This is a genomic window from Janthinobacterium sp. SUN176 (genome assembly GCF_030587335.1).
GTDB lineage: Bacteria > Pseudomonadota > Gammaproteobacteria > Burkholderiales > Burkholderiaceae_D > Janthinobacterium > Janthinobacterium kumbetense.
Map to the genome: position 1 here is coordinate 3,384,223 of NZ_JAPWIA010000001.1, position 25,550 is coordinate 3,409,772.

Genomic DNA, 25,550 nt, shown 5'->3' on the forward strand with positions numbered 1-25,550 from the left:
CATGCAAGCGCCAGCCACCACTGAAAAAATGCCGCGCCTGCGGCTCTCCGCCGGGGCCGTGTACCGCCTCGGCGTGGCTTCGCGCAGCGTGGCGGCCATCGTCGGCGGCTACGTGCTGGCCGCGCTGGTCACCATGCTGCTGTCGGTGAGCCTGCCCATGGCCCGCTCCGAAGCCGTCATGACGGCCACCCTGCTGTCGTTTGCCATCTATACCTGCGCCGTGATGTGGGTCTTCGCCACGCGCAGCGCCCTGCGCGCCTGGCTGGGCCTCGCGATCCCCGCCACCGTCATCGCCGCCATCCTGCAGTGGATGGACGCACTATCCTGGAGTCTCGCATGAAAGAAGGTTTCCGCCAGTCGATGGCATGGCTGCACACCTGGTCCGGCCTGCTCGTCTGCTGGATCTTGCTGCTGGTGTTTTGCGCCGGCACGGCCAGCTACTACCGCAATGAAATCACCCTGTGGATGCAGCCCGAGCTGCATGGCGCCGCCGCCAGCGAAGTGACGACGGAAGTGGCGGCCAAGGTCGCGCAACAGGCGATGGAAGAGCGGGCCACGGGCGCCACGCGCTGGTTCATCAGCCTGCCCGGCGAGCGCAATCCCGCCACGCAGCTGGGCTGGAGCAAACCGTCGCAACCGGGCGAAAAGAAACGCGGACGGCGCGGCAATTTTCATAGCGAAAAGGCCGACCCGGCTACGGGCGAAGTGCTGTCCAAGCCGCGCGAGACGCGGGGCGGCGAATTCCTCTACCGCCTGCATTTCGACCTGCACTACATGTCCGCCATCTGGGGCCGCTGGATCGTAGGCTTCTGCGCCATGTTCATGTTCGTCTCCATCATCAGCGGCATCGTCACGCACAAGCGCATCTTCAAGGACCTGTTCACCTTCCGGCCGAAGAAGGGCCAGCGCTCGTGGCTGGACGCGCACAACGTGACGGCCGTGCTGGCCCTGCCCTACCACATGATGATCACCTACACGGGCCTCGTCACCCTGATGTTCCTGTACATGCCGTCCGGCGCCACGGCCGCCTACAAGGGCGACCAGGATGCCTTCTTCGCCGAAGCCTTCCCGGGCCGCTCGGACGAGCGCAAGGCGGCCGGCGTGGCCGCGCCGCTGACGCCGTTCGCGCCCCTCGTGCGCCAGGCGGAACAGCACTGGGGCGGCGGCAAGGTCGAGCGCATCTCCGTGAATAATCCGGGCGACGCCAACGCCACCGTGACGCTGTCGCGCGCGTCCGGACGCGACATGTCGTCGAAGCAGCCGTCGCTGGAATTCGATGGCGTGTCCGGCAAGCTGCTGGCCACCGACGGCGACGCGCTGCCCGGCGCGGCAGCCACGCACGGCGTCATGTATGGCTTGCACATCGCCCGTTTCGGCGGACCGCTGCTGCGCGCCCTGTTCTTCCTCTCCGGCCTGGCCGGCTGCGCCATGGTCGCCACGGGCGCCTTGCTGTGGGCCGTCAAGACGCGCCAGAAACAGGCCAAGGCGCTGGCCGCCGGCAAGCGCGCCAGCTTCGGCCTGCGCCTGGTGGAAGCGCTCAACATCGGCGCCATCGCCGGCATCCCGATCGCCTTCGGCGCCTATTTCTGGGCCAACCGCCTGCTGTCGGTGACGATGGAAGACCGGCCGCAGGAGGAAATCGCCTGCTTCTTCGGCGCCTGGGCCCTGGCCGCCATCATCGCGCAGCTGCGTCCGTCGCGCGCCATGTGGCGCATGCAGCTGGCCGCCGGCGCCTTCCTGCTGGCGTCGCTGCCTGTGCTGAACGTCTTCACCACCGAATCGCACCTGGGCGTAACCCTGTTCCTGGGCCGCGGCCCCGTGGCGGTGGCCGCCTTCGACCTGGTGGTGCTGGTGCTGGGCCTGGGCCTCGCGTATGCGGCGTTCAAATTGAAACCGCTGCCCGTGAAGGCGGCCAAGGCCGCACCCGCCGCCAAGCCGGCGCCGACGACGATGGAGGCCGCGTGATGGAGCTGCTGTCGAACTTCCTCGTCTTTGCCTTGTGCTACGCAGGCCTGTCCTCGCTGTGCCTGGCGATGGACCGCCACTACGCCGACTTGCATGGACGCGGCGCCGAACCTCCCGCGCCGCTGCGCCGCCGCCTGCAGTGGACGGGGTGGCTGGCGCTGGCGGCCGGCCTCGCCTGGGCCATGCACATCGCCGGCGGCGGCTACGGCCTCGTCTACTGGGTCGGCAGCCTGACTGGCTGCGGCTTGCTGCTGATCTGGCTGCTGCCCTACGCGCCGCACCAGGCCATGCGCCTGGCGCGCCTCATCGGCGGCGCGGCCGTGCTGGCCGCCATCGCGCTGGCAGTGCTGTAGCGGGACTGGCTGCGCCGCCACGCGACGGTCATGCGTGGCGGCGCAACAACAGCGCATTGCGCCGCCACGCCTGGCACGCTAAAATGAGAATAATTCTTATTTGCATTAAGGTTTTCCCCACCATGCCAGGCAGTCCGTTCGCGCCCTCTCCCTTGCTGCCCACGCAGCTGGAAAACCATTACCGCGCGCACCACGGCTGGCTGGCACACTGGCTGCAGCGGCGCCTGGGCAATGCCTTTGATGCGGCCGACCTGATGCAGGATACCTTCGCGCGCCTGCTGGCCGGCGCCCCGGCACAGCCGCAGACGCCGGCCCTGCGCGCGCCGAAAGCCTACCTGGCGACCGTCGCCAAGCACCTGCTGATCAATCACTTGCGGCGCCAGTCGCTGGAACGCGCGTGGCTGGCAGCGCTCGCTGCCCTGCCCGAACAGCATCTGCCATCGACCGAGCATCGCGCGCAAATCCTGCAGGCGCTGCAAGCGGTCGATGCCATGCTCGACGGACTGAAACCGAAGGTGCGCACCGTCTTCATCCTGGCGCAGATCGAAGGCCATGCCTATGCGGACATCGCCGCGCAACTGGGCATCGGCGAGCGCTCCGTGAAGCGCTACATGGCCGAGGCGCTGACCGAATGCGTGCTGCTGGCGCCGGACCTGCTGCCATGAGCGCGGCCGCGCCACCGTCTCCTCTGTTGTCGCGCAAGGTGGCGCGCCAGGCCGTCGAATGGTATTTATTGGAGCAGTCGGGCCAGGCCACGCCGGACGACCTGGCCGCCAGTGCGCAGTGGCGCGCGCTCGACCCGGAACACGCGCGCGCCTGGAACAGGGTGCAGCAAGTGAGCCAGACAGCTGGTCTGCTGCCGCCGGAGCTGGCCGTGCCCGTGCTGCGCCGTCCGCAGCGCCGCGTGGCCGTGCAGCTGCTGCTGGCGCTGATGGCGGCGCCCGCCGCCTGGCTGCTGGCGCGCCACGAGATACTGGCCGATTACCGCAGCGGCGTGGGCGAGCGGCGCGACATATCCTTGCCCGATGGCGGCACCCTGGTGCTCAACACGGACAGCGCCGTCGATGTGGCGTATGGCCCCGACGAACGCCGTCTGACCCTGCGCCGCGGCGAAGTGCTGGTGCAGACGCGCCCCGACCACGCGGGCAGCCGCCCGTTCATCGTCGCCACCTGCCATGGGCGCATCCGCGCGCTGGGCACGCGCTTTACCGTGCGCGTCGACGACGACGGCAGCCGCGTGACGGTGCTCGAACACGCGGTGGAAATCACGCCGCGCGCGCCCTCGGCCACCGTCCGCACGCTCGTGGCGAACCAGCAGGGCCGCTTCGACGCCAGCCACGCCAGCCTGCCCGTGCCAGCGCCGCTGCAAGCCGATGCCTGGGCGCGCGGCATGCTGGCGGCGCAGGACATGCGTCTCGACGCCTTCGCCTTCGAGCTGTCGCGCTACCGCCCCGGCCTGCTGCGCGTGGAACCGCAGGTGGCGGGCTTGCGCCTGTCGGGCGCCTTCCAGCTCGACGACACGGACGCCGTGCTGGACAGCCTGGCGCGCATGCTGCCCGTCGACGTGCTGTACCGCAGCCCGTACTGGGTCACCATCGCGGCCCGCAAAAAATAACTTACAAAATTGGCCCCTTTTTTCACCGCTGCCTGTCCTGTGAGTATTACAACGACACTCACCGGAAAGGCAAGACCATGCACCCTCCTCGTCTGACTCCCCTCGCGCGCGCCATCGGCAGCGCCGTGCTCCTGCTGTCGCTGGCGCAGGCGCCGGCCATGGCAGCCGATGCCGCCGCCGCGTCGGTTGCCGCGCAAACGGCCTTCAACGTGCCGGCGGGCGAGCTGTCCGCCGCCATCGCCAGCTTTGCCATCGAGGCGAAGGTGAGCGTGGGCGCGGCGGCCGAACTGCTGCAAGGCGTGCGCACGCCGGGCCTGAGCGGCAGCTACACGGTGCCGCAGGCGCTGGCCCGCCTGCTGGCCGGCACGGGCCTCGAAGCACTGCCCAGCGGGGAACGCAGCTATGTGCTGCGCAAGTCGGGTGCTGCCTCGCCCGCCGCGCCGATCGCCGCCACCCTGGGCGAAGTGGCCGTCAGCTCCAGCGCCCTGCGCGACGGCACCACGGAAGGCAAGCGCGGCTACGCGGGCCTGACCAGCGCCACGCGCCTGAACCTGTCGCTGCGCGAAACGCCGCAAGCCGTCAGCGTCATCACCCGCCAGCAGATCGAGGACCAGGGCTTGAAAACCCTGCAGGACGTGCTGTTGCAGGCGCCCGGCATCACGGTGGACCATTCGTCGAGCACGCGCGAATACGACCAGGTGTTTTCCCGCGGCTTCGAAGTCACGTCGTACATGTTCGACGGTATCCCGACCAGCAAGAGCCTGGAAGCGCGTACCTACGACATGGCCATCTACGACCGCGTCGAGGTCATCCGCGGCGCGACAGGCCTGATCAGCGGCACGGGCAGCCCGTCGGCCGCCATCAACCTGGTGCGCAAGCGCCCGGGCCGCACGTTTGCCGCCACGGCCGGCGCGCAGCTGGGATCATGGGACCGTTACCGCGTCGAGGGCGATGTCTCGACGCCCCTGACGGCGGACGGCAAGGTACGCGCGCGCCTCGTCGCCGCGCATGAAGACCAGCGCTCGTTCATCGACCGCTACCAGCAGAAAAAGGACGTGCTGTACGCCATCGTCGAAGCGGACCTGTCGCCTTCGACGGTGCTCAGCGCCGGCATCAACTACCAAAAGGAAAAGCTCAAGGGCGCGGGGCGCGAATTCCCCGTGTTCTACGCCGACGGCTCGCAAACCCATTTTCCCCGCTCGATGAACGGCACGGCCGCGTGGAGCACGTATGACCGCGAACAGAACATGCTGTTCGCCACGCTCGACCACTATTTCGACAACGACTGGATCGCCAAGGTGGCCGTCAGCCGCAGCAGCAACCAGTACGACGCCCTGCAGGGTTTTTCCGGCAACGGCTACCCGGACCGCGTGACGGGCGGCGGCATGAAGCTGTGGCTGGCCAACTGGCACAGCAAGCCGCAACAGACCTCGCTCGACGCGTACGTGAGCGGCCCGTTCCAGGCCTTCGGCCGCAAGCATGAACTGGTGCTGGGCGTGAGCGCCTCGGAACTCAAGACGAATGGCCCCATCTACCCGAACTGGCGCCTCGACGGCTACGACTACACGGTGCCGGATATCCACGCCTGGCATGGCGCCATGCCGGTGCCCGACTACAGCGACACGCGCCTGGGCTCCTCGTACGACAGGGAGCGGGAAAGCGGCGTGTATTCGACCCTGCGCCTGCGCCCGACGGACGCGCTGTCGGTGATTGTCGGGGCGCGGCTGTCGTACTGGAAGCGCGACATCCGCAGCGATTATTTCAACGACACGGACCTGTACGACGCCATGCGCGAAAACGGCAAGATCACGCCGTATGCGGGCCTGGTCTACGACCTGGGCCAGCACTGGTCGGCCTACGCCAGCTACACCAGCATCTTCACGCCGCAAAGCCAGCGCGACGTCAACAGCCGCTTCCTGGCGCCGCTGGAAGGCAAGAACTACGAAGTGGGTGCCAAGGGCGAATTCTTCGACGGCAAGCTCACCACCAGCGCCGCCCTCTTCCAGCTGAAGCAGGAAAACCTGGCCGAAGCCGATCCGGGCAACATCTGGATCATCGGCACGGGCGGCGGCTCCTACGCCTATCACACGGTGAAGGGCGCCACCACGCGCGGCGTCGAGGTGGAAGTATCGGGCCAGCTGCGCCCCGACTGGCAGCTGACGGCCAGCTATGCGTACAGCCGCATCCGCAACGCCGCCGGCGAGCGCATCCAGACCAACCAGCCGCAGAACATGGCCAAGCTGTGGACCACGTGGCGCCTGGCGCAGGGCGTGCCTGGCCTGGTGCTGGGCGGCGGCGTGAACTGGCAGAGCGATATCTACATGGATGACCGCGGGCCGAACGGCGAACGCTTCACGCAGAAGGCGTATGCCGTGGCGGGACTGATGGCGCAGTACCAGGTCACGCCGCAGCTGATGGCGACCCTGAACGTGAATAACGTCTTCGACAAGAAGTACTACTCGACGGGCATGGGCGGCTACTACGGCGATCCGCGCAACGCCATGCTGTCGCTGCGCTATCAATTCTGAATGGCTTCGCTGCTTTTGAGCAGCACCTCGATGCCCTCGGGCGCCATGGCGCGGCCCAGGAAATAGCCAAACGCCTCGTCGCAGCCCATCTCGGCCAGCAGTTCCAGCTGCTCGCCGCTTTCCACCCCGCCGGCGATGGTGCGCAATCCCAGCGTGCGCGCCATCGCCACGATGGCGCGCACCATGGCGCCGTCGCCGCCGGGCTTGCCCACGTCGTCGACGAAGCATTTTTCGATCTTCACGGCATCCGTGGGAAAGCGTTTCAGGTAATTGAGCGAAGCGTCGCCCGTGCCGAAATCGCTGATGGCGATCGCCATGCCCAGCTGGCGGAACTGGCGCAATATCAGTTCGCAGTTCTGGTTGCGGTCGATCAGGATGCCGGCGGCGATTTCCAGCTCGATGCAATGCCCCGGCACGCCGGCCGCTTCCAGCGCGGCGGCGAAATTGCGCGCGATGTCGCGCTGGTAGAACTGGCGCGCCGACAGGCTGACGGACACCGTCAGCATCTGCCCCTGCGCGATCCACCTGCGCGCCTGTTCCACCGCCGTGGCCATCACCCACGCTCCCACCGGCAGGATCAGGGCGATTTCCTCCAGTACCGGCAAAAAGTCGAGCGGCATCATCAGGCCCAGCTCCGGGTGCTTCCAGCGCAGCAGCGCCTTCACGCCCGTGATCGTGCGCGTCTTCAAGTCCATGCGCGGCTGGTAGAACAGGGCGAATTCATTGCGTTCGAGCGCGTGGCGCAAGGCCGTCTCGAGGATGGTGCGCGAATACGATTGCGTCTGCATGCGCGGCGCGTAGCGCAGGCAGGTGCCGGGCGCGTGGCGCTTGGCCGCATACATGGCCAGGTCGGCCTTTTCGATCAGCGCATTGACGTCGTCGTCATCGTCCGGGTACAGGGCCACGCCCACGCTGGCCGCCACCGACAGGCTGTATTCGCCGATGACGAAGGGGGCAGCGATGGCGCCGACGATTTTCTCGGCCACCCGCTCGGCATCGTGCGCCGTGCGCAATTCCGTCAGCAGGATGATGAATTCGTCGCCGCCCTGGCGCGCCACCGTGTCGACCTTGCGCACGCACTGCTGCACCCGACGCGCGAACTCCGTCAGCACCTGGTCGCCCACGTCGTGCCCCAGGCTGTCGTTGATGGATTTGAAGCGGTCGATATCGACGAACAGCACCGCCAGCAACGCCTGGTGGCGGCGCGCGTAGGCGATGCCGTGCTCGAAGCGGATCTGGAAATGCAGCCGGTTCGGCAAACCCGTCAAGCCGTCGTGGTGGGCGATGAATTCCAGCTGCTGCTCGGCGCGCCGGCGCGCCGACACGTCGTGCAGCAGCAGCACCGCGCCGCCCTGCGCCAGTGGTGCGCAGCTGTACTGCACGTCGATGCGCTTGCCGTCGAGATGGCGCAGCAGCACGGCGCCGCGCGCCACTTCCAGCACTTCCTGCTGCGCCACGCAGTCGCGCACCTGGCGCGCCGCATCGATGGGCGTGCCGTCGTGGAACAGCGGCAGCAGCTGCGTCACGGGCTGGCCCAGGCCATCGTCGCCGAACAGCCCGCCCATGGCGCTGGCGCGGGGATTCAGGTAGCGCACGACGCCAGCGTGGTCGGTGCCGACGACGGCCGCAGGCAAGGCGTGCAGCAGCGCCAGCGCATCTGCCATGCGCTGCGCCTGCGCCGCCTGCAGCACCACGCCTGTCGCATGGCGCAGGCGCCACGTGCGCGCCGCCTGCCACTGGCAGGCCAGCAGCACGCTCAGCATCACGGCCAGGGTCAGGCACAGCGCCAGCAGCAGCGTCGTCATGCGTCACCCGGCAGGCAAGAGGTGGAAGACATGCTTTTCCTTTGCAACGCGCGCCATGCGGCCGGGCGCGGAACCATGCGGAAAGGAAATAATATAAGAATTCCGGCGCGATATTTGCCTGATCGGGCGCCGCTTGACTGGTGTCAATCACGGTGGGGCGTGATCACTGTTGCAATCCTCCCACAGACAATCTCACCAATTATTGCAACAATTGCTGCGCAACACTAAAATGAGAATGATTCTCATTCTTGGGAGTCAACTCCATTCATCTGAGTCCCTGCGCCCACGCCAGGACCGCAGCGGCATGGCCAGGCAAGCCAGGCGCAACACTCCCCCAGCGACGCATATTTTGAAACAGGCATCCGCCTGCTTCATCCACCACATCATCGCGACACCGGGAGTAATCAATGACAATACACAGCGCACAGCGAAAGGCCGCCGCATTGGCGCCAACCCTCATGGCCGCGGCCATTCTCGGCACCTTGGGTGCACCAGCCCTTGGCCAGACGCAGCAGCAGGAACAGAATCTGCCCGAGGTGCACGTCAACGCGCAGGCTGCCTCGGCCACCACCGAAGGCAGCGGCTCCTACACCAGCGGCAGCATGAACGCGGCCACGCGCCTGAACCTGTCCGTGCGCGAGACGCCGCAATCGGTCAGCGTCGTCACACGCCAGCAAATGGACGACATGAATATCCGCTCGGTCGAGGACATCGCCAATGTCACGCCGGGGCTGAGCCTGAACAAGGGCGCCACTGAGCGGGCCAGCTTTTATTCGCGCGGTTTCTCGATCAGCAATTTCACGGAAGACGGCCTGACCATGTCGGCCGACGGCGACACCCTCGGTTTCGCTACCCTGGCCATGTACGACCGCGTCGAAATCCTGCGCGGCGCGGCCGGCATGCTCAATGGCGTGGGCAACCCGTCGGGCACGATGAATTTCGTGCGCAAGCGCCCCACGGCGCAGAACGAGGTGTCGCTCACGGGCAGCATCGGCCGCTACAACGACTACCGCGGCGAAGTCGATGCGCGCGGCGCACTGAACCAGGCGGGCAGCCTGCGCGGACGCGCCGTGGCCGCCTACCAGGATACCGACACGTTCATCTCGAACTACCGCCACAAGCGCGCCCTGCTCTACGCCACCGCCGATGCCGACCTGTCGCGCGACACGACCCTGAGCGTGGGCTTTCACGTCAACGACGAGCGCAATCCCGGCTCCACGTGGTACGGCTTGCCAACGGCGCTCGACGGCAGTTTCCTGCCGCTCGACCGCTCGGCCAGCAACGCGCCCGACTGGACCTTCTGGAACAAGAAAAACACGCGCCTGTTCGCCGAACTCGAACACCGGCTGGGCGACGGCTGGAAGGTCAAACTGGCGGCGCAGGCGCTGCAGGACGAACTCGACTCCGTCGTCACGGGCATCGCCCGCGTGCCGAAGACAAATCTGTTCCGCCTCAGCGCGGCCAACGCCTTTGTCTACGACCGCCAGCAGCGCATAGTCGATGCGCAGGCAGCCGGTCCTTTCAGCCTGCTGGGCCGCCGCCATGAAATCGTCTTCGGCGCCAACTACCGCACGCGCGATACCGAGGACAAGGGCTACAAGTCGGTGCCCGACTACAGCTACACCTTCAACCCCGTGCGCTGGGATACGGGCGCGCCCGTGAAACCCGCGATCGGCACCTTCTATTATGGCCAGGACAGCAAGACGAAGCAGACGGGCGTCTACACGACGGCCCGCTTCAGCCTGGCCGATCCGCTGGCCCTGCTGGTGGGCGGCCGCGTCGACTGGTACGACTATCGCGCCATCAACACGTTTTCGGGCGCGCGCTCCGGCTACAAGGTGAGCCGGGAAGTCACGCCATATGCCGGCTTGGTGTACGACGTCGACGCCCACCATTCGCTGTACGGCAGCTGGACCAGCATCTTCAATCCGCAAAGCGCCGTCGACAGGAATGGCGTGCTGCTCGATCCCGTCACGGGCATCAACATGGAAGCGGGCGTGAAGGGCGAATACTTCGGCGGCGCGCTGAACGCCTCGGCGGCCGTGTTCCGCATCGTGCAAAAGAACCTGGCGACAGCGCTGCCGCTGACGCAGTGCGGTCCCGGCCTGCTGTCTTGCTCCGAGGCGGCCGGTGAAGTGCGCAGCGACGGGTTTGAACTGAGCGTGTCCGGCGCGTTGACGCCGCGCTGGCAGGTGAGCGCGGGCTTTACCTACAACACGGCCGAATACGCCAAGGCGCAAGGCAGCAATGCCGTCGGCGCGCGCTATGCGGCCGAGCGCCCCAGCCGCCTGCTGCGCCTGTCCACCAGCTATCGCCTGTCCGATGCGTGGCGCGTCGGCGGCGCGCTACGGGCACAGAACCAGATCTACAAGACCAACAGCGCCATCCGCCAGGGCGGCTACGCGGTGGCCGACCTGAACGCGGGCTGGCAAGTGAACCGCCAGCTCGACGTGCGCCTGAGCGTGACCAACGTCTTCGACCGCAGCTACTACCAGGCCATCAGCAGCATCGACAGCGGCAATGCATTCGGCGATCCGCGCAGCGCCGTGCTGACGGCGAAGTACACGTTTTAAGCCAGCGCCAGCCGGCCCGGCTTCAGTTCCGGCGTCGACGCCAGCACCGGCGCCGCATGCAGCTTGAAGATGCTGACGGCGTCGGCCAGGCTGGCCGCCTGCTGCTGCAGCGCGTCTGCGGCGGCGGCGGCCTGCTCCACCAGGGCCGCGTTCTGCTGCGTCACGCCATCCATCTGGCTGATGGCGATGCTGATCTGTTCGATGCCGTCGCGCTGCTCCACGCTGGCCACGGCGATCTCGCCGATGATGGCGTTGACGCGCTGCACGCTGCTCACCACGTCATCCATCGTGCGCCCCGCCTGGCCGGCCAGCACGCTGCCCTCTTCCACCGTGCGCACGGATTCGCCGATCAGCTGCTTGATTTCCAGGGCCGCTGCAGCCGAGCGTTGCGCCAGGTTGCGCACTTCCGTCGCCACGACGGCGAAGCCGCGTCCCTGCTCGCCCGCGCGCGCCGCTTCCACCGCCGCATTCAGGGCCAGGATATTCGTCTGGAAAGCGATGCCGTCGATGACGGCGATGATGTCGACGATGCGCTTCGACGAGGCATTGATATGGCTCATGGTCTGCACCACCTGCGCCACGGCCTCGCCGCCGCGCTGCGCCACGTCGGAAGCGCCGCCGGCCAGCTGGCGCGCCTGGTCCGCGTTGTCGTTATTCTGCCGCACGGTGGACGTCAGCTCGATCATCGAGGCGGCCGTTTCTTCCAGCGAACTGGCTTGCTCCTCCGTGCGCGACGACAGGTCCATGTTGCCGCTGGCGATTTCAGCGGACGCCGTGGCGATGGCGTCCGTGCCGGCGCGCACCCGTCCCACGATGGCGGCCAGGTTGCCGCTCATCGCTTTCAAGGCGCGCAGCAGGTCGCCGATTTCATCGCGGCTGCCGTCGGCCACCACGGCGCGCAAGTCGCCCGCCGCCACCTGCTGGGCGATGCCGACGGCCGCGCCCAGCGGCACCGTGATGCTGCGGATCAGCCACCACACGGTGACGGAGCCCACGACCAGGGTCACCAGCACGGTGGCCAGCATGGCGATGCTGGCGCTGCGGTGCGCGGCATCATCCTGCTCCTTCATCTGCGCCATCAGGGCGTGCGACTGCTTGCCGATGGCCGTGACGATGGCGTCGATCTGGCGCGTCGGTTCGCGGTCCATGCCCTTGACCAGCGCATCGACGGTCTGCGCGCTGTCGGCGCGCGCGCCGTCATACTTCTGCAGCGCCGCCAGGTAGCTCACGCCCAGCGCGTCGTGCGCCTGCAGCGCCTGCTCCACGGGTGCCGTGTCGAGTTTTAATGCGCCCATCATCACCTGCAGGCTTTTCAATTCCTTGCGCGTCTGCGCGCCGCTGGCGACAAACGCTTCGCGGTAGCGCTGGAAGGCGGCAGCATCGCCGCCGCGCAGCAGGATGTTTTTCCATTCCTGCACCTGGATCTTGAATTCCACCTGCGCGCTGCGCGCCGCGTCGACCGCTTCCGTCAAGGCGACGGAGCGCTGCATGGCGTCCGCGCTGCGCGCACTGGCCGCGTCGAGCGCACTCCAGCCACGCGCGCCAACGAACACCAGCGCAAGAAAGAAGAAGGCGCCCAACAGACCCAGGCGGACGGAGATTTTCAGATTCGCGAGTTGCATGTGTTTCTCCCGGCGGCAAGAACAGGATGGCAACAAAGGCGCCACCAAAACTATCCAATTCTCACCAAATAGGGAAATCATGGGGCGCGCCCCGTGAAAAACCAAGCAGCGCTTTCGTTAGAGAAACACTTTCAACATAGAAACAACAAATTACAGCGCAAGGTTGACTGGATGGTCATGATTTTCCGTCACCGTCATGGTCATCCGGGCAAGCTTGCCCGTACCCGCATCAAGGCAGCATACGGGTCAGTACATCGTCCTTGCGCACGCGGTGATGGAACACGGCGGCCAGCACATGCAGGCCCACCACGCCCCAGGCTGCCCATTTGCCCAGGAAGTGGTGCACGCTATCCACCGGCGCCTCGAAGCTTTCCCAGGTCATGCCGAAAGTCGTCGCCATCGACTCGAACAGCGCCGTATCGCGAAAGCTGGGCACGGTAAACAGGCCAAAGTCGGTATGCAGGCCCGTACCCACGTAGCCGGTCAGGGGCAGCGCGATCAGCAGGCCATACAGGCCCCAGTGCGCGGCGTGCGCCAGTTTGTGCTCCAGCGCGGAGCCGGGCGGATCCTGCGGCTGCACGTCGAGCAGCCGCCACGCCAGGCGCGGCAGCACCAGCGCGCCCACCAGCAAGCCCAGCATCCAGTGCACGTTCAGTACCGCCAGCGTACCGGGCGCCTCCTCGTCCAGGAACCAGATCACATAGTAGACAACGACATACGCGCCGATAAAGGCGGCGGCGCTGGTCCAGTGAAAGAACTTGGCGAGCGCGCCAAAACGGTCGGCGTTATTTTTCCATTGCATGGGGCGGTTCCTGGGAAGTGAAAGCGGATGCGGGGTCGGCCAGCAGGCCGCTGAGCAGCTTGTCGAGAGCGGCCAGCGACATGGCCAGCCGCGCGGGCGGGTCGCCATCGGCTTCGGCGATCCAGAAAGCCGCTTCGGTCACGGCGCCATACAGCATGCGGGCCGTCACGCCAGTATGCGCAGGCAGCGCCACGCCTTCATCGATCAGCCCCTGCAGCGCCGCCTGCAACGCGGCGACGCCGACGCTCTGGTGCGCCTGCGGCACGTCGCCGAACATGGCGCGCGCATCCTGCAGGATGATGCGGCGCAGTTCGGGCACCAGCGCCAGTTCCAGGTAGCCCTGGCAGCGGCGGCGAAACGCTTGCCACGAAGAGGGCGCGGCGTCCGCCATGGCTTGCAGGCGCTCGCCAACTTCGCCCTCGAGCTGATCGATCACGGCAAGCAGCAGTTTTTCCTTGCTGCCGAAATGGTGGTACAACGCGCCGCGGGTCAGGCCGGCGGCGGCCGTGAAATCATCCATCGAGGTATTCGCATAACCCTGTTCGGCGAACGCATGGCGCGCCGCCGCCAGCAGCCGGGCGCGGGTTTCCTCGATCATGCTGCTGCGACTGCGGCGCGGGGGTGATACGGTGGAGACGGGCATGGACAGTCCTTTCACATACGTAGCGTATGTGAAAGCATGTTATTGACATACGTTGCGTATGTCAATGCAAAAATACCTGCCGGCGTCAGTGCGCAGCCGCTCCCGCGAACTCCGCGCGCAGCAGCGGATACAGCCGCCGGTAGCGCGCCAGGCGGTCGTCCAGCACGGCGGACGCTTGCGGCGCCACCGTTTCCTGCACGGGCGGGCGCGTGCACACCTGCGCGGGCGGCAAGCCCGTCACCGCCATCTGCGCCAGGCGCGCCGCGCCCATGGTGCCGCCGGCCACGCCATGGTCGTGGCGCAGCACGTCCAGGCCGGACGCATTCGCGCATAGCTGCGCCCAGAAGCGGCTGCGCGAACCGCCGCCCACGAATGACGCTTCCTTCAGGTGCGTGCCAGCGCTGCGCAGGGCCGCGTTGCCGTCGGCCATGGCAAAGGCCACGCCTTCCATCGCGCTGTAGGCCAGCTCGGCGCGCCCGTGTTCCGTCGACAGGCCGAAAAACACGCCACGTGCGGAGGCGTCATTGTGCGGCGTGCGTTCGCCGCTCAAATACGGCAGGAAGATGGGCGCCGTGCGCGCCTCGACGTTTTCCGCCAACCTTGCCAGCTCGCCGATGTCGCCCGACTGCGTCAGCCGCGCCACCCAACTGAGGCTGGAGGCGGCGCTGAGGATCACGCTCATCTGGTGCCAACGCTCGGGCAGGCAATGGCAGAACGCATGCACGCCCTGGCCCGGATTCGGCGCAAAACCATCGCTGCCGGCGAACAGCACGCCCGAGGTACCCAGCGACAGCAGGCCGGCCCCCGGCTCCACCACGCCCAGGCCCACGGCGGCGGCCGCGTTGTCGCCCGCGCCGCCGGCCAGCAGCACCGGATGCGCGATGCCCCACTCCTGGCACAGGGATGGGCGCACCTGCGCCGCAGCGTCGCTGCCTTCGACGAGGCGCGGCATATGCTCGCGCGTCAAGCCAGTAGCGGCCAGCATGCGCTCGGACCAGTCGCGCCTGGCCACGTCCAGCCACAGGGTGCCGGAAGCGTCGGACATGTCGGACACATACTCGCCCGTCAGGCGCAGGGCCACGTAATCCTTCGGCAGCAAGACCTTGGCCGTGGCGCGGAACAGCGACGGTTCGTACTTTTGCAGCCACAGCAGCTTGGGCGCCGTAAAACCCGGCATGGCCTGGTTGCCCGTGATGGCGCGCGACTCGGGCACCAATGCTTCCAGTTCCACGCATTCGGCAAACGCGCGCGTATCGTTCCACAGGATGGCCGCGCGCAGCACGTGCTGCTGCTTGTCGAGCAGGGTGGCGCCATGCATCTGGCCCGACAGGGCGATGCCGCGCAGGCCGGAAAACGCCACCGGCTGCGCAGTGCGGATGGCGGCGATGACGTCCAGGGTGGCATGCCACCAATCCTCGGGATTCTGTTCCGACCAGCCGGGATGAGGACTGGAGACGCGCAGGGTCACGCCGGCGCTGGCAAGGATGGCCTGGGCGTCATCGGTGAGGATGGCCTTGACTTCGGAAGTGCCGATATCGATACCGAGATAAGTCATTTGATTCCAAAAGAAAGTTAAGAATGGCCGTCGCCGGACGGCTCGGGCATGTTCATCAGCAGGCAGGAGCGGAATTTCGACGGCGACATCTGCTTGTGGGCCAAAAACTGGCGGTTGAAATTGGAAAGGTTGTTGTATCCCGTGCGGTAGCAGATATCGGTGACCTTCATGTCCGTGTTCATCAGCAGCTCGCAGGCCAGCGCGATGCGCTCCTGGTTCACGTATTGAATGAACGAGGTGCCCGTGTGCTTGCGGAAGAAACGCGTGAATTTCAAGGTGTTCATTTCCGCCACGTCGGCCACGTCCTGCTCGCAGAAATCCAGGGTGATGTTTTGCTTGATATAGGCCAGCACCAGGTTGATGGTGGACGACATGTAGCGCCCCGCCTGCGCCAGGTAGGTGACGCTGGCCAGCGGGCGCCGCTCGCGGCAGTCGCACAGCTCGCCGAACAGGCGCGTAAACAGTTCGACGCGGCGCAAGCCCTGCGCCGTCGTCAATTCCTTCATCAGCGGCACCAGGCGCAGGCCCAGCGCATCGGGAAACTGCAAGCCCCTGCCTGCCTCGCCCAGCAACGCTTTCAGGGGCGCCATTTCCGGGAACAGCAGCGCGCAACGTTCGATGAAGTCGCTGGAAAACTGCAGCACCAGGTCGCGCTCGGGCAGGACCACGCCTTCCGGCAGTTCGCTGACCCAGTTGTGCGGCAGGTTCGGCCCTGTCAGGATCAGATTGCCCGCCCCGTAACTGCCGATATGGTCGCCGATAAAAAATTTTCCATTCGATGTGATGATGAAGTGCAGCTCATACTCGGGATGAAAATGCCATTTCGCCACGGTGTGCGGAAAGCCGTGCGCCCACGCGCGAAACGATTCGTGGATCGGTTTGTGGATCAGTTCCAGGTCAGGCGTCACGGCAGTTCCCTTGCGCAGTCTCGGTGCCAGCTATTCTAACCACTTACTGACCACTGAGCGCCACGGCCAGCCCGCTGTCGGCGTCGAACAGATGCATGTGCTCTTCATCGAAGGCCAGCGCCAGGGTCTGCCCTACCTGCGCCGCGCTGTTGGCCGCATTCGCCGGCAGCAGGGCCGACAAGGTCAAGGCGCCGCACTGAAAACTGATCAGCGCTTCCGCGCCCAGCAGCTCGACCAGGTCGACCACGCACGCCAGGCCATGCGTGCCGGCCGGTTCCTGCGTTCGTGCCTGCGCTGGCGCTGCCCGCAAATGATTCGGACGCAGGCCGAAGACCACACGCGAACCCGCCGCCAGCGCGGCGAAGCGTGGCGAGACCAGGGGCCAGCGGTAGCCGGCGCACACCAGCACCGTTTGTCCGCCCTCCTTTTCGACGACGCCATCGATGAAGTTCATGGCCGGCGTGCCGATGAAGCCGGCCGCGAACAGGGTGCGCGGATGGTTGTACAGTTCCGCCGGCGTGCCAATCTGCTCGATATGCCCGCCCTTCATCAACACCACCCGGTCGGCCAGAGTCATCGCTTCGAGCTGGTCGTGCGTGACGTACAGGGTGGTGGTGCGCAGGCGACGGTGCAAGCGCTTGATGTCGGCGCGCAGCTGCGCGCGCAGCTTGGCATCGAGATTCGACAGCGGTTCGTCGAACAGGAACACCTGCGGCGTCTTGATCATGGCGCGCGCAATCGCCGTGCGCTGCTGCTGGCCGCCCGACATGGCGCGTGGCTTGCGATCGAGCAGGCTGTCCAGGCTGAGGATGGCCGCCACCTCGCGCACCCGGCGCTCGATCTCGTCGTTCGGCACCTTCAGGCGACGCAAGCCGAAAGCGATATTGTCGTACACCGTCATGTGCGGATACAGCGCGTAATTCTGGAACACCATCGCCACGTTGCGCGCGCGGGGCGGCAAATCGTTGACGACGGCGCCGCCGATCAACAGCTCGCCGCCGCTGATGTCTTCCAGGCCCGCGATCATGCGCAGCAAGGTCGACTTGCCGCAGCCCGATGGCCCCAGCAGGACGATGAATTCGCCGTCATCGATTTCCAGGTCGAACGGCTGCAGCACGGCCGTCTTCTCGTCATACGTCTTGTGCAGCTGCCTGCAGGCGATATTTGCCATGGTTAGTCTCCTGCCAGTTCGATCTGGATCTTGACGTCGCGCGGATGACACTTGGCCGCTTCCTCGAACGCCTGCACGCCGTCGGCAAAGCCGAAGGTGCGCGAAATGAAGGGCTTGACGTCGATCTTGCCGGAGGCCAGCAAGGCGATGGCGCGCGGGAAGATGTTCGCGTAGCGGAACACCGACTCGATGCGCACTTCCTTGGCCTGGATGGCGACGACATCCAAAGGCACCTTATCCGGCGGCATGCCGACCAGCACCAGGCAGCCGTTCGGGCACAGCAGGTCGACGATGTTGTCGTAGGCGCGCATGCTGCCGCTGGCCTCAAAGACGATGTCGGCGCCCCAGCCATCGGTAGCCTCGCGCACCGTGTCGGCCAGGCTGGCCTGGCGCACGTCGACCGTGGTCACGGCGGGATTGCCGGCGAACAGGGCCAGCTTTTCCGGCACCAGGTCGGCCAGGATCACGCGCGAGCAGCCGCCCGCCAGCGCGGCCAGGGTGTTCATGGCGCCGATGGTGCCCGCGCCGATCACCACGGCCACATCACCCGGCTTGATGGCCGCCTTTTTCGCCGCCTGCAAGCCGATGGCCAGCGGTTCGACGATGGCGCCTTCGCCGAAGCTGACGCTGTCGGGCAGCTTGAAGGTGAACGCGGCCGGATGCACGACGTACGGCGTGAGGCAGCCGTGGATGGGCGGCGTGGCCCAGAAGCGCACGGCCGGATCGAGGTTGTACAGGCCGCGCATGGTGGCCGGCGAATCGAACTGCGGCACGCCCGGCTCCATGCAGACCCGGTCGCCCACCTTCAGGTGCGTGACTTCCACGCCCACTTCCGCCACCACGCCGGAGGCCTCGTGGCCGAGCACCATCGGCGCTTCGACGGCGAAGGGGCCGATCCTGCCGTGCTTGAAGTAATGCACGTCGCTGCCGCAGATGCCGACGGTATGAATCCTGATTTTCACGTCACGCGGGCCGACGGCGAGCGGCACGTCGATGTCGCGCAAGGTGATTGAATGCGCCTGTTCCAGTACGAGTGCTTGCATGATTGTCTTCCTTGTTTATCGTTATTTATGTTTGAGCATGGAGTTAAGCAACCGGCCCAGGATGCCGACGAACAGCAGCGGCGGCAGCGCCAGCAGCACGGTGGAAGCGTTCACCACGCCCCACGGCACTTCCTGCCCCATCGAGGTAAACGCCGACGCCACCACGGGCAGGGTCATGCTTTTCGACGAGGTGAGCGCCAGCGCGATCATCAGTTCATTCCAGACCAGCACGAAGCTGAAGACGATGCCGCCCATCAGGGTCTTCGAGGCCACCGGCAGGGCAACGTGCCAGAACACCTGGTACGGGCCATAGCCATCGAGCGCCGCCGCTTCCTCGATCTCTTTCGGGATGCGCGCAAAGGCGGGAATCGACAGCCAGATGATGGTCGACAGGGTCACCAGCAGATACGTCACCACCATCGACAGGCGCGAGTCGTACAAGCCCAGGTCGATCCAGATCGAAATCAGCGGAATGGCGACGGCCACGGGCGGCAAGAAGCGCAAGGACAGCAGGAAGAACTGGATATCCTTCTTGGCGGGAACCGGATAGCGGGCGATCGCATACGCGGCCGGCACGCCCAGCACGGCGCCCAGGAGCACGGCCACGCCGACGATGGCCACGCTGTTGCCCAGTCCCGTCAGCACTTCCGGACTGGCCAGCACCTGCTTGTAGTTGGCCAGGGTCGGGCTGAAGAAAAAGCGCGGCACGGGCGTGACGATGTCCATCAGATCCTTGAAGGAATTGAGCACGGCCCACAGGATGGGAAACAGCGCCACCAGGACGATCACCGTGGTGATGGCAGTGGTGGTGACGGCGCCAAGGCCGCGCGTAACAGTCAGTTTTCCCATTTGGCGACCCGCTTCCAGAGTAAGGTGAAAATGACGGTGGTGGCCAGCATCATCAGCACGGCCATGCTGGACGCGTACGATACCTTGCCCATCAGGCCGATGCCTTGCGCATACGCGTACATGTCCAGCGTTTCGGTGGAGATGCCGGGGCCGCCCTTGGTCATCACGTAGATCAGGTCGAACGAGCGCAGCGACTCGACCATCTTGATGAACACCAGGCTCATGATGGGTACCTTCAGCATCGGCAGCGCAATGTACGCATACACCTGCAGCGTGCTGGCGTAGTCGAGGCGCGCCGCTTCCAGCGGTTCGGCGGGCAGGGTTTCCAGCAGCTTTAGGATGACGGCGCCGAAGAACAGGCCCCACTGCCAGATGTCGACCAGCGCCACCGCGTACAGGGCCGTGGCAGGGTCGGACAGCAAGGCCGTGCCGCCCAGGCCCACGATTTCCAGCAGCCAGTTCAAAATGCCCATCAGCGGCGAATACATGAACTTCCAGATAAAGGCGGCCGACACGCGCGGCAGCAGCACCGGCACGATCAGGAGCAGCGCGATGATGTCGCGGGTGCGGCCCTTGACTCGCTCGAACAGGAACACGGCCAGCAGCACGCCGACGATCAGCGAGCCGGCCACGGTGACCACTTCCCAGATGGCCGACACCTGCACGGCATTGATGAAGCGGCGGTCGCCGAACAGGCGGAGAAAATTGGCAAAGCCGACGTAGTCGCTGTCGCTGTAGCGCAGCACGCGGTTTTGCAGGGCCAGGTTGATGGCGGCGATGGTGGGCACCAGGCCCAGTATCAGCAGGACCAGCAGCGGCAGCGTCAGAAAGACGGCCGGCAGCCAGGTATGGCGTTTTTTACGGATGGAATGCGGCATGGTGATGGCTTTCAAACGTGAACAGGCGAGCGCTGGCTTTAACCCCAAGGCAAGAGCCGGGGTCAGACCCGGCGGGGGATTGCGCCCCAGTGGGGCGCAATCCGATCGCGAAGCGACTGACCCCGCGGCTTATTTGCGTTTACTGGCCCGCTGCATCACTTCCGTGGCGTACTCATTCGCCTCATCGAGCGCGCTCTGCACGTCGCCGCGCGTGCCCGTAAACACCTCTTCCAGCACCACGCCCAGGTTGTCGCCGATGTCCGGCCACTCTGGGCTAGGCCAGATGGTGACGCGCGAGACGGGCGTGGTGTCCGTCAGGCCCGCCTGGATCTGCGGCTTGACGTGCTTGCGGAAGTAGTCGCTGGCGATGGTGCTGCTGCGGTTGTAGTCGCTGAAGACGTTGTCCTTCAGGCGCGCCTGTTCCTGCTCCTTGCCCGTGGCGAAAGCGATGAACTTGCCGGCCGCCTGGCGCGTGCATTCATCTTTGGCGCCCGTGGCGGAAATGGCCAGGCCATGGCCGTACGCGGCCGACGCCAGCGGCGCGGGCGGGCGCACGTAGCCGACCTTGTCGACCACCGACGATTTTTTCGGGTCTTCCATCCAGTCGGCGAAGGGCGTCGACTCGATCATGAAGGCCACCTTGCCCGACCTGAACGCTTCGAGCGCATTGCTCCAGTCGTAGGTGGCGCCGCCCGGCGGCGAATACTTGAACAGGTCGCGGTACAGGGTGGTCGCCTTGACGGCCTGCGGCGAATTGAAGGTCGGTACGCCATCCTTTTCCCACTTGCCGCCGGCGGCCAGCATGAACGGCGACCAGCGCCACACATTCATGCCCGAGCCGCGCTGCCCGCGCGCCGCCCAGCCATACACGTTCGGCGGACTATTGAGCTTCTTGACGGCGGCGACCAGTTCGTCGAGCGTCTTCGGCACGGCGATGCCGGCCTTTTCCAGCAGGTCGCGGCGATAGAACAGGAAGTCGCTGCCGCCGATCAGGGGCGCGAAATACGCCACGCCCTTGTACGAGGCGACGGCGCGGCGGCCCGGCAGGAAGTCGTCGTAGTCGGCTTCCTTGGGCAGGTATTTGAGCAGGGGGACGACCCAGCCGGCAGTGGCAAATTCGGCCACGTTGGCTTCGTCGATGTAGTAGATCTGGTAGGAGCCGGCCTTGGTGGAAGCATCGAGCCTGGCCTTGGAGCGGCGGTCGTTTTCGCCGAAATAGCTGATTTGTACCTTGGTGCCGCTTTTCTTTTCATACTCGGCGAGGGTCTTTTCCATCACCGTCAGGCCCAGGCTTTTTTGCGCCAGCACCTTGATCACGGGCACCGAGCAGCTTTGTGCCGAGGCGTCTGCAAACCCGGCGGACATGAGGGCGCCCCATGCAACAGCAGTCATGATTTTCATAACACGTCTCCATTTTTATAGTCCGGCGGTTTTCCACCGGTGAAACCACTATAAAAACAAAGACGGCGCATCACCACTACAAAAGGTGCCGGTTTCTAAATACTTTTTTTCACTTCGCCGATACGGATTTGCCGCTCAATCCTGGCGAAAATCCTTGCGGTAGATATTCGTCTCCCTGCCCTCCGGCGGCAGGCGCGAGAAACGCTCGTAGCGCAACCCCAGCTTGTTGAGCAGATTGATCGACGCCTGGTTCTGCTGCGAGGTGATGCCGTACAGGGTGCGCAGACGCAGTACCTGCTGCGCGTGCCGCACGATGGCGGCCGCCGCCTCGTAGGCATAGCCCTGGCCCCAGTAAGCGGGACGCACGGCATAGCCGATATCGGGGCCGGGCAGGCTGTCGCGGCGCACCAGGCCAGCCATGCCGACAAGCGCGCCATCGCTGCGGCGCTCGACGATGTACAGGGAATAGCCGTGCTCGCGGAACTGCGCCATCGGCCCCGTTTCCAGGGCCGCGCGGGCCGCCTCCACGGTGTGGAGGTTGCGCTGACCGATGTTGGCGATCCACGACGGGTCGTTGACCAGCTCCAGATAGAAGGCCGCATCGTCCGGCGTCACCGTGCGCAGGCGCAGGCGCGGCGTCTCGCAGATGGTGATGGCGCCGCTCATGCCGGCCACTGCATCGGGTCGCTCAGCAGCTGGTACATCACGTAGGCGTCCACATAGCCCAGTTGCGCGTGGCGGTAGGCCAGCGGCAGGGTGGCGACCACCGTGAAGCCCAGTTTTTTCCACAGGGTGACGGCGGCCAGGTTGGTACTGACGACGAAGTTGAACTGCATCGCCAGGTAGCCCGCGCGGCGCGCTTCTTCCATGCAGTGCACGCCCAGCAGGCGGCCCACGCCCACGCCCTGCGCAGCCGGGTCGACCATGAACGAGGCATTGGCCACGTGCGAGCCATGGCCCGGCTGGTTCGCCACCAGCTTGTACATGCCCAGCAGCCGCTCCGTGCCCATCACGGCGACGAAGCTTTGCACGCCAGGGCCGAACCAGTAGGCGTGGCACGCTTCGCGCGTGGTATCGGCGGGGAAGGTATAGGTGTCGCCGGCGGCCACCAGCGTCTGGAAGATCGGCCACATGGCGTCAAAATCGGCTTCGGTGGCCGGGCGGATGTCAATTTCTTTCAAGGCGGTGCTCCCGATAACAAGTGATGGCTGATTGTATCAGCGCCCCAGGCGGAAATTCACGCTATCGGGCCGCCCCGGCAGGTGCAGGCGCGATTGCGCGCGGGGCGATTCGCTGACGACTTTCCCGCGCCGCAGCACCAGGCGCCGCGCCGCGCGCAGGCGCAGCGCTTCCACCGTCGAACTGCAATCGAGGATCAGCAAGTCCGCATGGCAGCCGGGCGCGATGCCATAGCCGTCCAGGCCCAGGATGCGCGCCGGCGTCTCCGTCACGGCCAGGAAGCAGTCGTGCATCGCTTGCTGGCCCGTCATCTGCGCCACGTGCAGTCCCATGTGCGCCACTTCCAGCATATCGCCCGAACCGAGGCTGTACCACGGATCCATCACGCAGTCGTGGCCAAAGGCGACGGGAATGCCGGCGGCCAGCATCTCGGGCACGCGCGTCATGCCGCGCCGCTTCGGATACGTATCGTGGCGCGCCTGCAAGGTAATGTTGATGAGGGGGTTGGCGATGGCCGCCACGCCCGCCTCGCGGATCAGCGGCAGCAGTTTACTCACATAGTAATTGTCCATCGAATGCATGGACGTCAAGTGCGAACCCGTCACCCGGCCCTGCATGCCAAGGCGCTGGCTGTGGAAGGCCAGGGTTTCGATGTGGCGCGACAGCGGGTCGTCCGATTCGTCGCAATGCATGTCGACCATCAGGCCCCGTTCGCAGGCAAATTCGCACAGCAGGCGCACGGATTCCGCGCCGTCCGCCATGGTGCGTTCGAAATGCGGGATGCCGCCCACCACGTCGACGCCCATGGCGATGGCGCGCTTCAGATTGTCGAAGGCGCCGGGGCTGCGCAGGATGCCATCCTGCGGGAAGGCCACCAGCTGCAAATCCAGATACGGCGCCACCTGGCGTTTCACGTCGAGCAGCGCTTCGACGGCCAGCAGGCGCGGGTCGCAGATGTCCACGTGCGAGCGGATGGCCAGCAAGCCGCGCGCCACGGCCCAGTCGCAATACTGCAAGGCGCGGTCCACCAGCGCCTGCTGCGTCAATTGCGGCTTCAATTCGCCCCACAGGGCGATACCTTCGAGCAAAGTACCGGAGGCGTTCACGCGCGGCAGGCCATAGCTGAGCGTGGCATCCATGTGGAAGTGGGCGTCGACAAACGGTGGCGTGACCAGGTCGCCGGCGGCGTCGATCTCTTGCGCGCCCGTCACGGGCAAGGCGGGGCCGACGGCGGCGATGCGGCCGCCCTCGATGGCGATATCGATGGCGCGGCGCCCGTCGGGCAGGCTGGCATTGCGGATGACTAGGTCCATGCGGACGCTCCTTCGGTTGACTACGGTACCTGGTGCTTCCAGTGCATTGTCATCTTATTTCCTCAAGGATGCTGCAGTGCACGAATATACTCACTGGCAAAAGCGTAGCCATAGATTCCATGACAACGCTTTGCGCACGCGCAAACTTTCTGCAAATGCTGCCAGGCGCATGAATACAGCCAGCCCGTGGCAAACATGCGGCGCACGCCCTTGAGAAAATAGCTTTCAACTAACTCGAATCACCGCTAGAATATTCATATTGCGTTGCATCATAAAAAGTCCATGATCAGCTTTTAGCGCGCTACCCACTTTACAAAACGCGGCCAACTCTGGTTTTCGGGATTTTGCAGAGCGTTTTGCCAGCATTTTAATCCGTACAAAGGAGTAAATATGTTTCCGCTTCCTGAACAATTTTCCAGCGCCGCCAAGTCGCAACTGGAAAACCAGCTGCAAATCTTCAGCACCCTCACCAGCAAAGTCTTTGAAAGCGCCGAGAAAATCATCGCCCTGAACCTGAATGCAGGCAAGGCCGCCCTGTCGCACACGGCGGAAACGGCGCAGCACCTGCTGGAAACGCAGGATCCGCGCGACTTCTTCAGCTACAGCACCAGCCAGGCCCAGCCGAACATCGAAAGCGTGCTGGCCTACAGCCGCCAGCTGTTCGGCATCGCCTCGAGCACCCAGGCTGAATTGCTGGCCTCGGCCAAGGCCCGCCTCGATGCGGTCGCCCCTGCCATCGCTCCCGCGCCTGCAGCAGCCAAGCCCGCGCTGGCCGCCGTACCTGCGCCTGCAGCGGCACCTGCCCCCGTTGCCGCCAAGCCTGCAGACGTGGTCAAGCCTGCCGCCAAGGCAGCGCCAGCCCCCGCACCAGTCGCCGCGCCGGCAGCCAAACCGGAAGCGGCGCCTGCCAAGGTTGCCGAGAAGATTGCCGACAAGCCTGCCGTGAAAGCGGTCGAAGCCAAGCCGGCAGCCAAGCCTGAAGCGGTCAAGCCCGCACCGGCGCCCGTCGCCGCGCCAGCGAAAGCCGCCGCGCCCGCACCGGCCAAGCCGGCCGCGAAACCATTTCCTACAAGCAAACCGGCCGCCAAGCCAGCCAGCGCCGCCGGCAAGACCGTGGCCAAGGCCGCCGTGAAGCACGCCCCTGCGCCAGCCGCCAAGCCGGCAGCCAAGGTTGCGCCTAAGGGCACGCCATCGAAACAGCTCGACATGCTGGGCGGCAAAGGCAGCGGTCGCAAGTAAGCCTCGCGCACGGCACTGATGCAGCAAAACAACGGGCTACGGCCCGTTTTTTGCGTGCCCGCCCACAGCGCGCTTTTCCGCCTTGTTGTATCCTACGCGTACTTTCCG

21 protein-coding genes and 1 pseudogene are annotated in these 25,550 nt (G+C 65.7%); 8 read left to right on the plus strand and 14 right to left on the minus strand.

Going from position 1 to position 25,550, the window contains the following annotated elements; genetic code table 11:
• Nucleotide 1: 1 nt before the first annotated feature.
• The 6 genes from O3299_RS15295 (at nucleotide 2) to O3299_RS15320 (ending at nucleotide 6,461) form a co-directional block, all read left to right on the plus strand.
• Entirely contained in the window at nucleotides 2-340 is a 339-nt protein-coding gene (locus tag O3299_RS15295; RefSeq protein ID WP_305062624.1) for a DUF3649 domain-containing protein, read from the plus strand.
• The gene (locus O3299_RS15300; RefSeq protein ID WP_289903803.1) at nucleotides 337-1,965 is read left to right on the plus strand and encodes a PepSY domain-containing protein; all 1,629 of its coding nucleotides are present in this window, start codon (nucleotides 337-339) and stop codon (nucleotides 1,963-1,965) included. The genes O3299_RS15295 and O3299_RS15300 overlap by 4 nt, the downstream gene beginning before the upstream one ends.
• Nucleotides 1,965-2,318, plus strand: coding sequence for a DUF3325 domain-containing protein (locus O3299_RS15305; protein ID WP_305062974.1), 354 nt, complete (start codon nucleotides 1,965-1,967; stop codon nucleotides 2,316-2,318). Before O3299_RS15300 ends, O3299_RS15305 begins: the two co-directional genes overlap by 1 nt.
• Before the next feature lie 122 nt (nucleotides 2,319-2,440).
• Nucleotides 2,441-2,983, plus strand: a complete 543-nt coding sequence (locus O3299_RS15310; RefSeq protein WP_305062625.1) for a sigma-70 family RNA polymerase sigma factor — start codon at nucleotides 2,441-2,443, stop codon at nucleotides 2,981-2,983.
• Entirely contained in the window at nucleotides 2,980-3,933 is a 954-nt protein-coding gene (locus O3299_RS15315) for a FecR domain-containing protein (RefSeq protein ID WP_305062626.1), read from the plus strand. Before O3299_RS15310 ends, O3299_RS15315 begins: the two co-directional genes overlap by 4 nt.
• Nucleotides 3,934-4,010: 77 nt before the next feature.
• The gene (locus tag O3299_RS15320) at nucleotides 4,011-6,461 is read left to right on the plus strand and encodes a TonB-dependent receptor (RefSeq protein ID WP_305062627.1); all 2,451 of its coding nucleotides are present in this window, start codon (nucleotides 4,011-4,013) and stop codon (nucleotides 6,459-6,461) included.
• Here O3299_RS15320 and O3299_RS15325 read toward each other — a convergent pair.
• Nucleotides 6,452-8,266: a bifunctional diguanylate cyclase/phosphodiesterase gene (locus O3299_RS15325; protein ID WP_305052996.1), complete on the minus strand. Its 1,815-nt coding sequence runs from the start codon at nucleotides 8,264-8,266 to the stop codon at nucleotides 6,452-6,454. The two genes, O3299_RS15320 and O3299_RS15325, sit on opposite strands and share 10 nt — an antisense overlap.
• A gap of 407 nt (nucleotides 8,267-8,673) precedes the next feature.
• Between O3299_RS15325 and O3299_RS15330 the strand changes: the two genes are divergently transcribed.
• A complete protein-coding gene (locus O3299_RS15330; RefSeq protein WP_305062628.1) occupies nucleotides 8,674-10,839 on the plus strand; it encodes a TonB-dependent siderophore receptor in 2,166 nt (721 codons plus the stop codon).
• Here O3299_RS15330 and O3299_RS15335 read toward each other — a convergent pair.
• The 13 genes and pseudogenes from O3299_RS15335 to O3299_RS15395 form a co-directional block, all read right to left on the minus strand.
• Nucleotides 10,836-12,461 (minus strand): methyl-accepting chemotaxis protein, encoded by a 1,626-nt coding sequence (locus O3299_RS15335; RefSeq protein ID WP_305062629.1) that lies wholly within the window; start codon nucleotides 12,459-12,461, stop codon nucleotides 10,836-10,838. The genes O3299_RS15330 and O3299_RS15335 overlap by 4 nt on opposite strands.
• A gap of 229 nt (nucleotides 12,462-12,690) precedes the next feature.
• Entirely contained in the window at nucleotides 12,691-13,263 is a 573-nt protein-coding gene (locus O3299_RS15340; protein WP_305052999.1) for a cytochrome b, read from the minus strand.
• The gene (locus tag O3299_RS15345; protein ID WP_305053000.1) at nucleotides 13,247-13,861 is read right to left on the minus strand and encodes a TetR/AcrR family transcriptional regulator; all 615 of its coding nucleotides are present in this window, start codon (nucleotides 13,859-13,861) and stop codon (nucleotides 13,247-13,249) included. The genes O3299_RS15340 and O3299_RS15345 overlap by 17 nt, the downstream gene beginning before the upstream one ends.
• Before the next feature lie 130 nt (nucleotides 13,862-13,991).
• Complete coding sequence (xylB, locus tag O3299_RS15350; protein ID WP_305053001.1) at nucleotides 13,992-15,461, minus strand: xylulokinase; 1,470 nt, start codon at nucleotides 15,459-15,461, stop codon at nucleotides 13,992-13,994.
• Nucleotides 15,462-15,478: 17 nt separating this feature from the next.
• A complete protein-coding gene (locus tag O3299_RS15355) occupies nucleotides 15,479-16,369 on the minus strand; it encodes an AraC family transcriptional regulator (protein WP_305053002.1) in 891 nt (296 codons plus the stop codon).
• Nucleotides 16,370-16,424: 55 nt separating this feature from the next.
• A pseudogene (locus tag O3299_RS15360) lies at nucleotides 16,425-17,540 on the minus strand (ABC transporter ATP-binding protein); the annotation flags it as partial.
• A 2-nt stretch (nucleotides 17,541-17,542) separates the two neighbouring features.
• Nucleotides 17,543-18,583, minus strand: coding sequence for an NAD(P)-dependent alcohol dehydrogenase (locus O3299_RS15365; protein WP_305053003.1), 1,041 nt, complete (start codon nucleotides 18,581-18,583; stop codon nucleotides 17,543-17,545).
• Between the two features lie 21 nt (nucleotides 18,584-18,604).
• The gene (locus tag O3299_RS15370; RefSeq protein ID WP_305053004.1) at nucleotides 18,605-19,432 is read right to left on the minus strand and encodes a carbohydrate ABC transporter permease; all 828 of its coding nucleotides are present in this window, start codon (nucleotides 19,430-19,432) and stop codon (nucleotides 18,605-18,607) included.
• A complete protein-coding gene (locus O3299_RS15375) occupies nucleotides 19,420-20,310 on the minus strand; it encodes a carbohydrate ABC transporter permease (protein WP_305053005.1) in 891 nt (296 codons plus the stop codon). The genes O3299_RS15370 and O3299_RS15375 overlap by 13 nt, the downstream gene beginning before the upstream one ends.
• 129 nt (nucleotides 20,311-20,439) lie before the next feature.
• Entirely contained in the window at nucleotides 20,440-21,711 is a 1,272-nt protein-coding gene (locus O3299_RS15380) for a sugar ABC transporter substrate-binding protein (RefSeq protein WP_370385284.1), read from the minus strand.
• Nucleotides 21,712-21,846: 135 nt separating this feature from the next.
• On the minus strand, nucleotides 21,847-22,377 hold the full coding sequence (locus O3299_RS15385; protein ID WP_305053006.1) for a GNAT family N-acetyltransferase: 531 nt from the start codon (nucleotides 22,375-22,377) through the stop codon (nucleotides 21,847-21,849).
• On the minus strand, nucleotides 22,374-22,892 hold the full coding sequence (locus tag O3299_RS15390) for a GNAT family N-acetyltransferase (protein ID WP_099666740.1): 519 nt from the start codon (nucleotides 22,890-22,892) through the stop codon (nucleotides 22,374-22,376). The genes O3299_RS15385 and O3299_RS15390 overlap by 4 nt, the downstream gene beginning before the upstream one ends.
• A gap of 36 nt (nucleotides 22,893-22,928) precedes the next feature.
• Complete coding sequence (locus O3299_RS15395) at nucleotides 22,929-24,203, minus strand: amidohydrolase family protein (protein ID WP_305062630.1); 1,275 nt, start codon at nucleotides 24,201-24,203, stop codon at nucleotides 22,929-22,931.
• 390 nt (nucleotides 24,204-24,593) lie between these two features.
• On the opposite strand from O3299_RS15395, the gene O3299_RS15400 reads away from it, so the two are divergent.
• Nucleotides 24,594-25,442, plus strand: coding sequence for a phasin family protein (locus O3299_RS15400; RefSeq protein ID WP_305053009.1), 849 nt, complete (start codon nucleotides 24,594-24,596; stop codon nucleotides 25,440-25,442).
• Nucleotides 25,443-25,550: the final 108 nt, after the last annotated feature.

Bases quoted from the DNA above. Each gene is read 5' to 3' on its own strand.
- O3299_RS15295 (WP_305062624.1), top strand. From the start codon at position 2: ATGCAAGCGCCAGCCACCACTGAAAAAATGCCGCGCCTGCGGCTCTCC.
- O3299_RS15300 (WP_289903803.1), top strand. From the start codon at position 337: ATGAAAGAAGGTTTCCGCCAGTCGATGGCATGGCTGCACACCTGGTCC.
- O3299_RS15305 (WP_305062974.1), top strand. From the start codon at position 1,965: ATGGAGCTGCTGTCGAACTTCCTCGTCTTTGCCTTGTGCTACGCAGGC.
- O3299_RS15310 (WP_305062625.1), top strand. From the start codon at position 2,441: ATGCCAGGCAGTCCGTTCGCGCCCTCTCCCTTGCTGCCCACGCAGCTG.
- O3299_RS15315 (WP_305062626.1), top strand. From the start codon at position 2,980: ATGAGCGCGGCCGCGCCACCGTCTCCTCTGTTGTCGCGCAAGGTGGCG.
- O3299_RS15320 (WP_305062627.1), top strand. From the start codon at position 4,011: ATGCACCCTCCTCGTCTGACTCCCCTCGCGCGCGCCATCGGCAGCGCC.
- O3299_RS15325 (WP_305052996.1), bottom strand. From the start codon at position 8,266: ATGACGACGCTGCTGCTGGCGCTGTGCCTGACCCTGGCCGTGATGCTG.
- O3299_RS15330 (WP_305062628.1), top strand. From the start codon at position 8,674: ATGACAATACACAGCGCACAGCGAAAGGCCGCCGCATTGGCGCCAACC.
- O3299_RS15335 (WP_305062629.1), bottom strand. From the start codon at position 12,461: ATGCAACTCGCGAATCTGAAAATCTCCGTCCGCCTGGGTCTGTTGGGC.
- O3299_RS15340 (WP_305052999.1), bottom strand. From the start codon at position 13,263: ATGCAATGGAAAAATAACGCCGACCGTTTTGGCGCGCTCGCCAAGTTC.
- O3299_RS15345 (WP_305053000.1), bottom strand. From the start codon at position 13,861: ATGATCGAGGAAACCCGCGCCCGGCTGCTGGCGGCGGCGCGCCATGCG.
- xylB (WP_305053001.1), bottom strand. From the start codon at position 15,461: ATGACTTATCTCGGTATCGATATCGGCACTTCCGAAGTCAAGGCCATC.
- O3299_RS15365 (WP_305053003.1), bottom strand. From the start codon at position 18,583: ATGCAAGCACTCGTACTGGAACAGGCGCATTCAATCACCTTGCGCGAC.
- O3299_RS15370 (WP_305053004.1), bottom strand. From the start codon at position 19,432: ATGGGAAAACTGACTGTTACGCGCGGCCTTGGCGCCGTCACCACCACT.
- O3299_RS15375 (WP_305053005.1), bottom strand. From the start codon at position 20,310: ATGCCGCATTCCATCCGTAAAAAACGCCATACCTGGCTGCCGGCCGTC.
- O3299_RS15380 (WP_370385284.1), bottom strand. From the start codon at position 21,711: ATGAAAATCATGACTGCTGTTGCATGGGGCGCCCTCATGTCCGCCGGG.
- O3299_RS15385 (WP_305053006.1), bottom strand. From the start codon at position 22,377: ATGAGCGGCGCCATCACCATCTGCGAGACGCCGCGCCTGCGCCTGCGC.
- O3299_RS15395 (WP_305062630.1), bottom strand. From the start codon at position 24,203: ATGGACCTAGTCATCCGCAATGCCAGCCTGCCCGACGGGCGCCGCGCC.
- O3299_RS15400 (WP_305053009.1), top strand. From the start codon at position 24,594: ATGTTTCCGCTTCCTGAACAATTTTCCAGCGCCGCCAAGTCGCAACTG.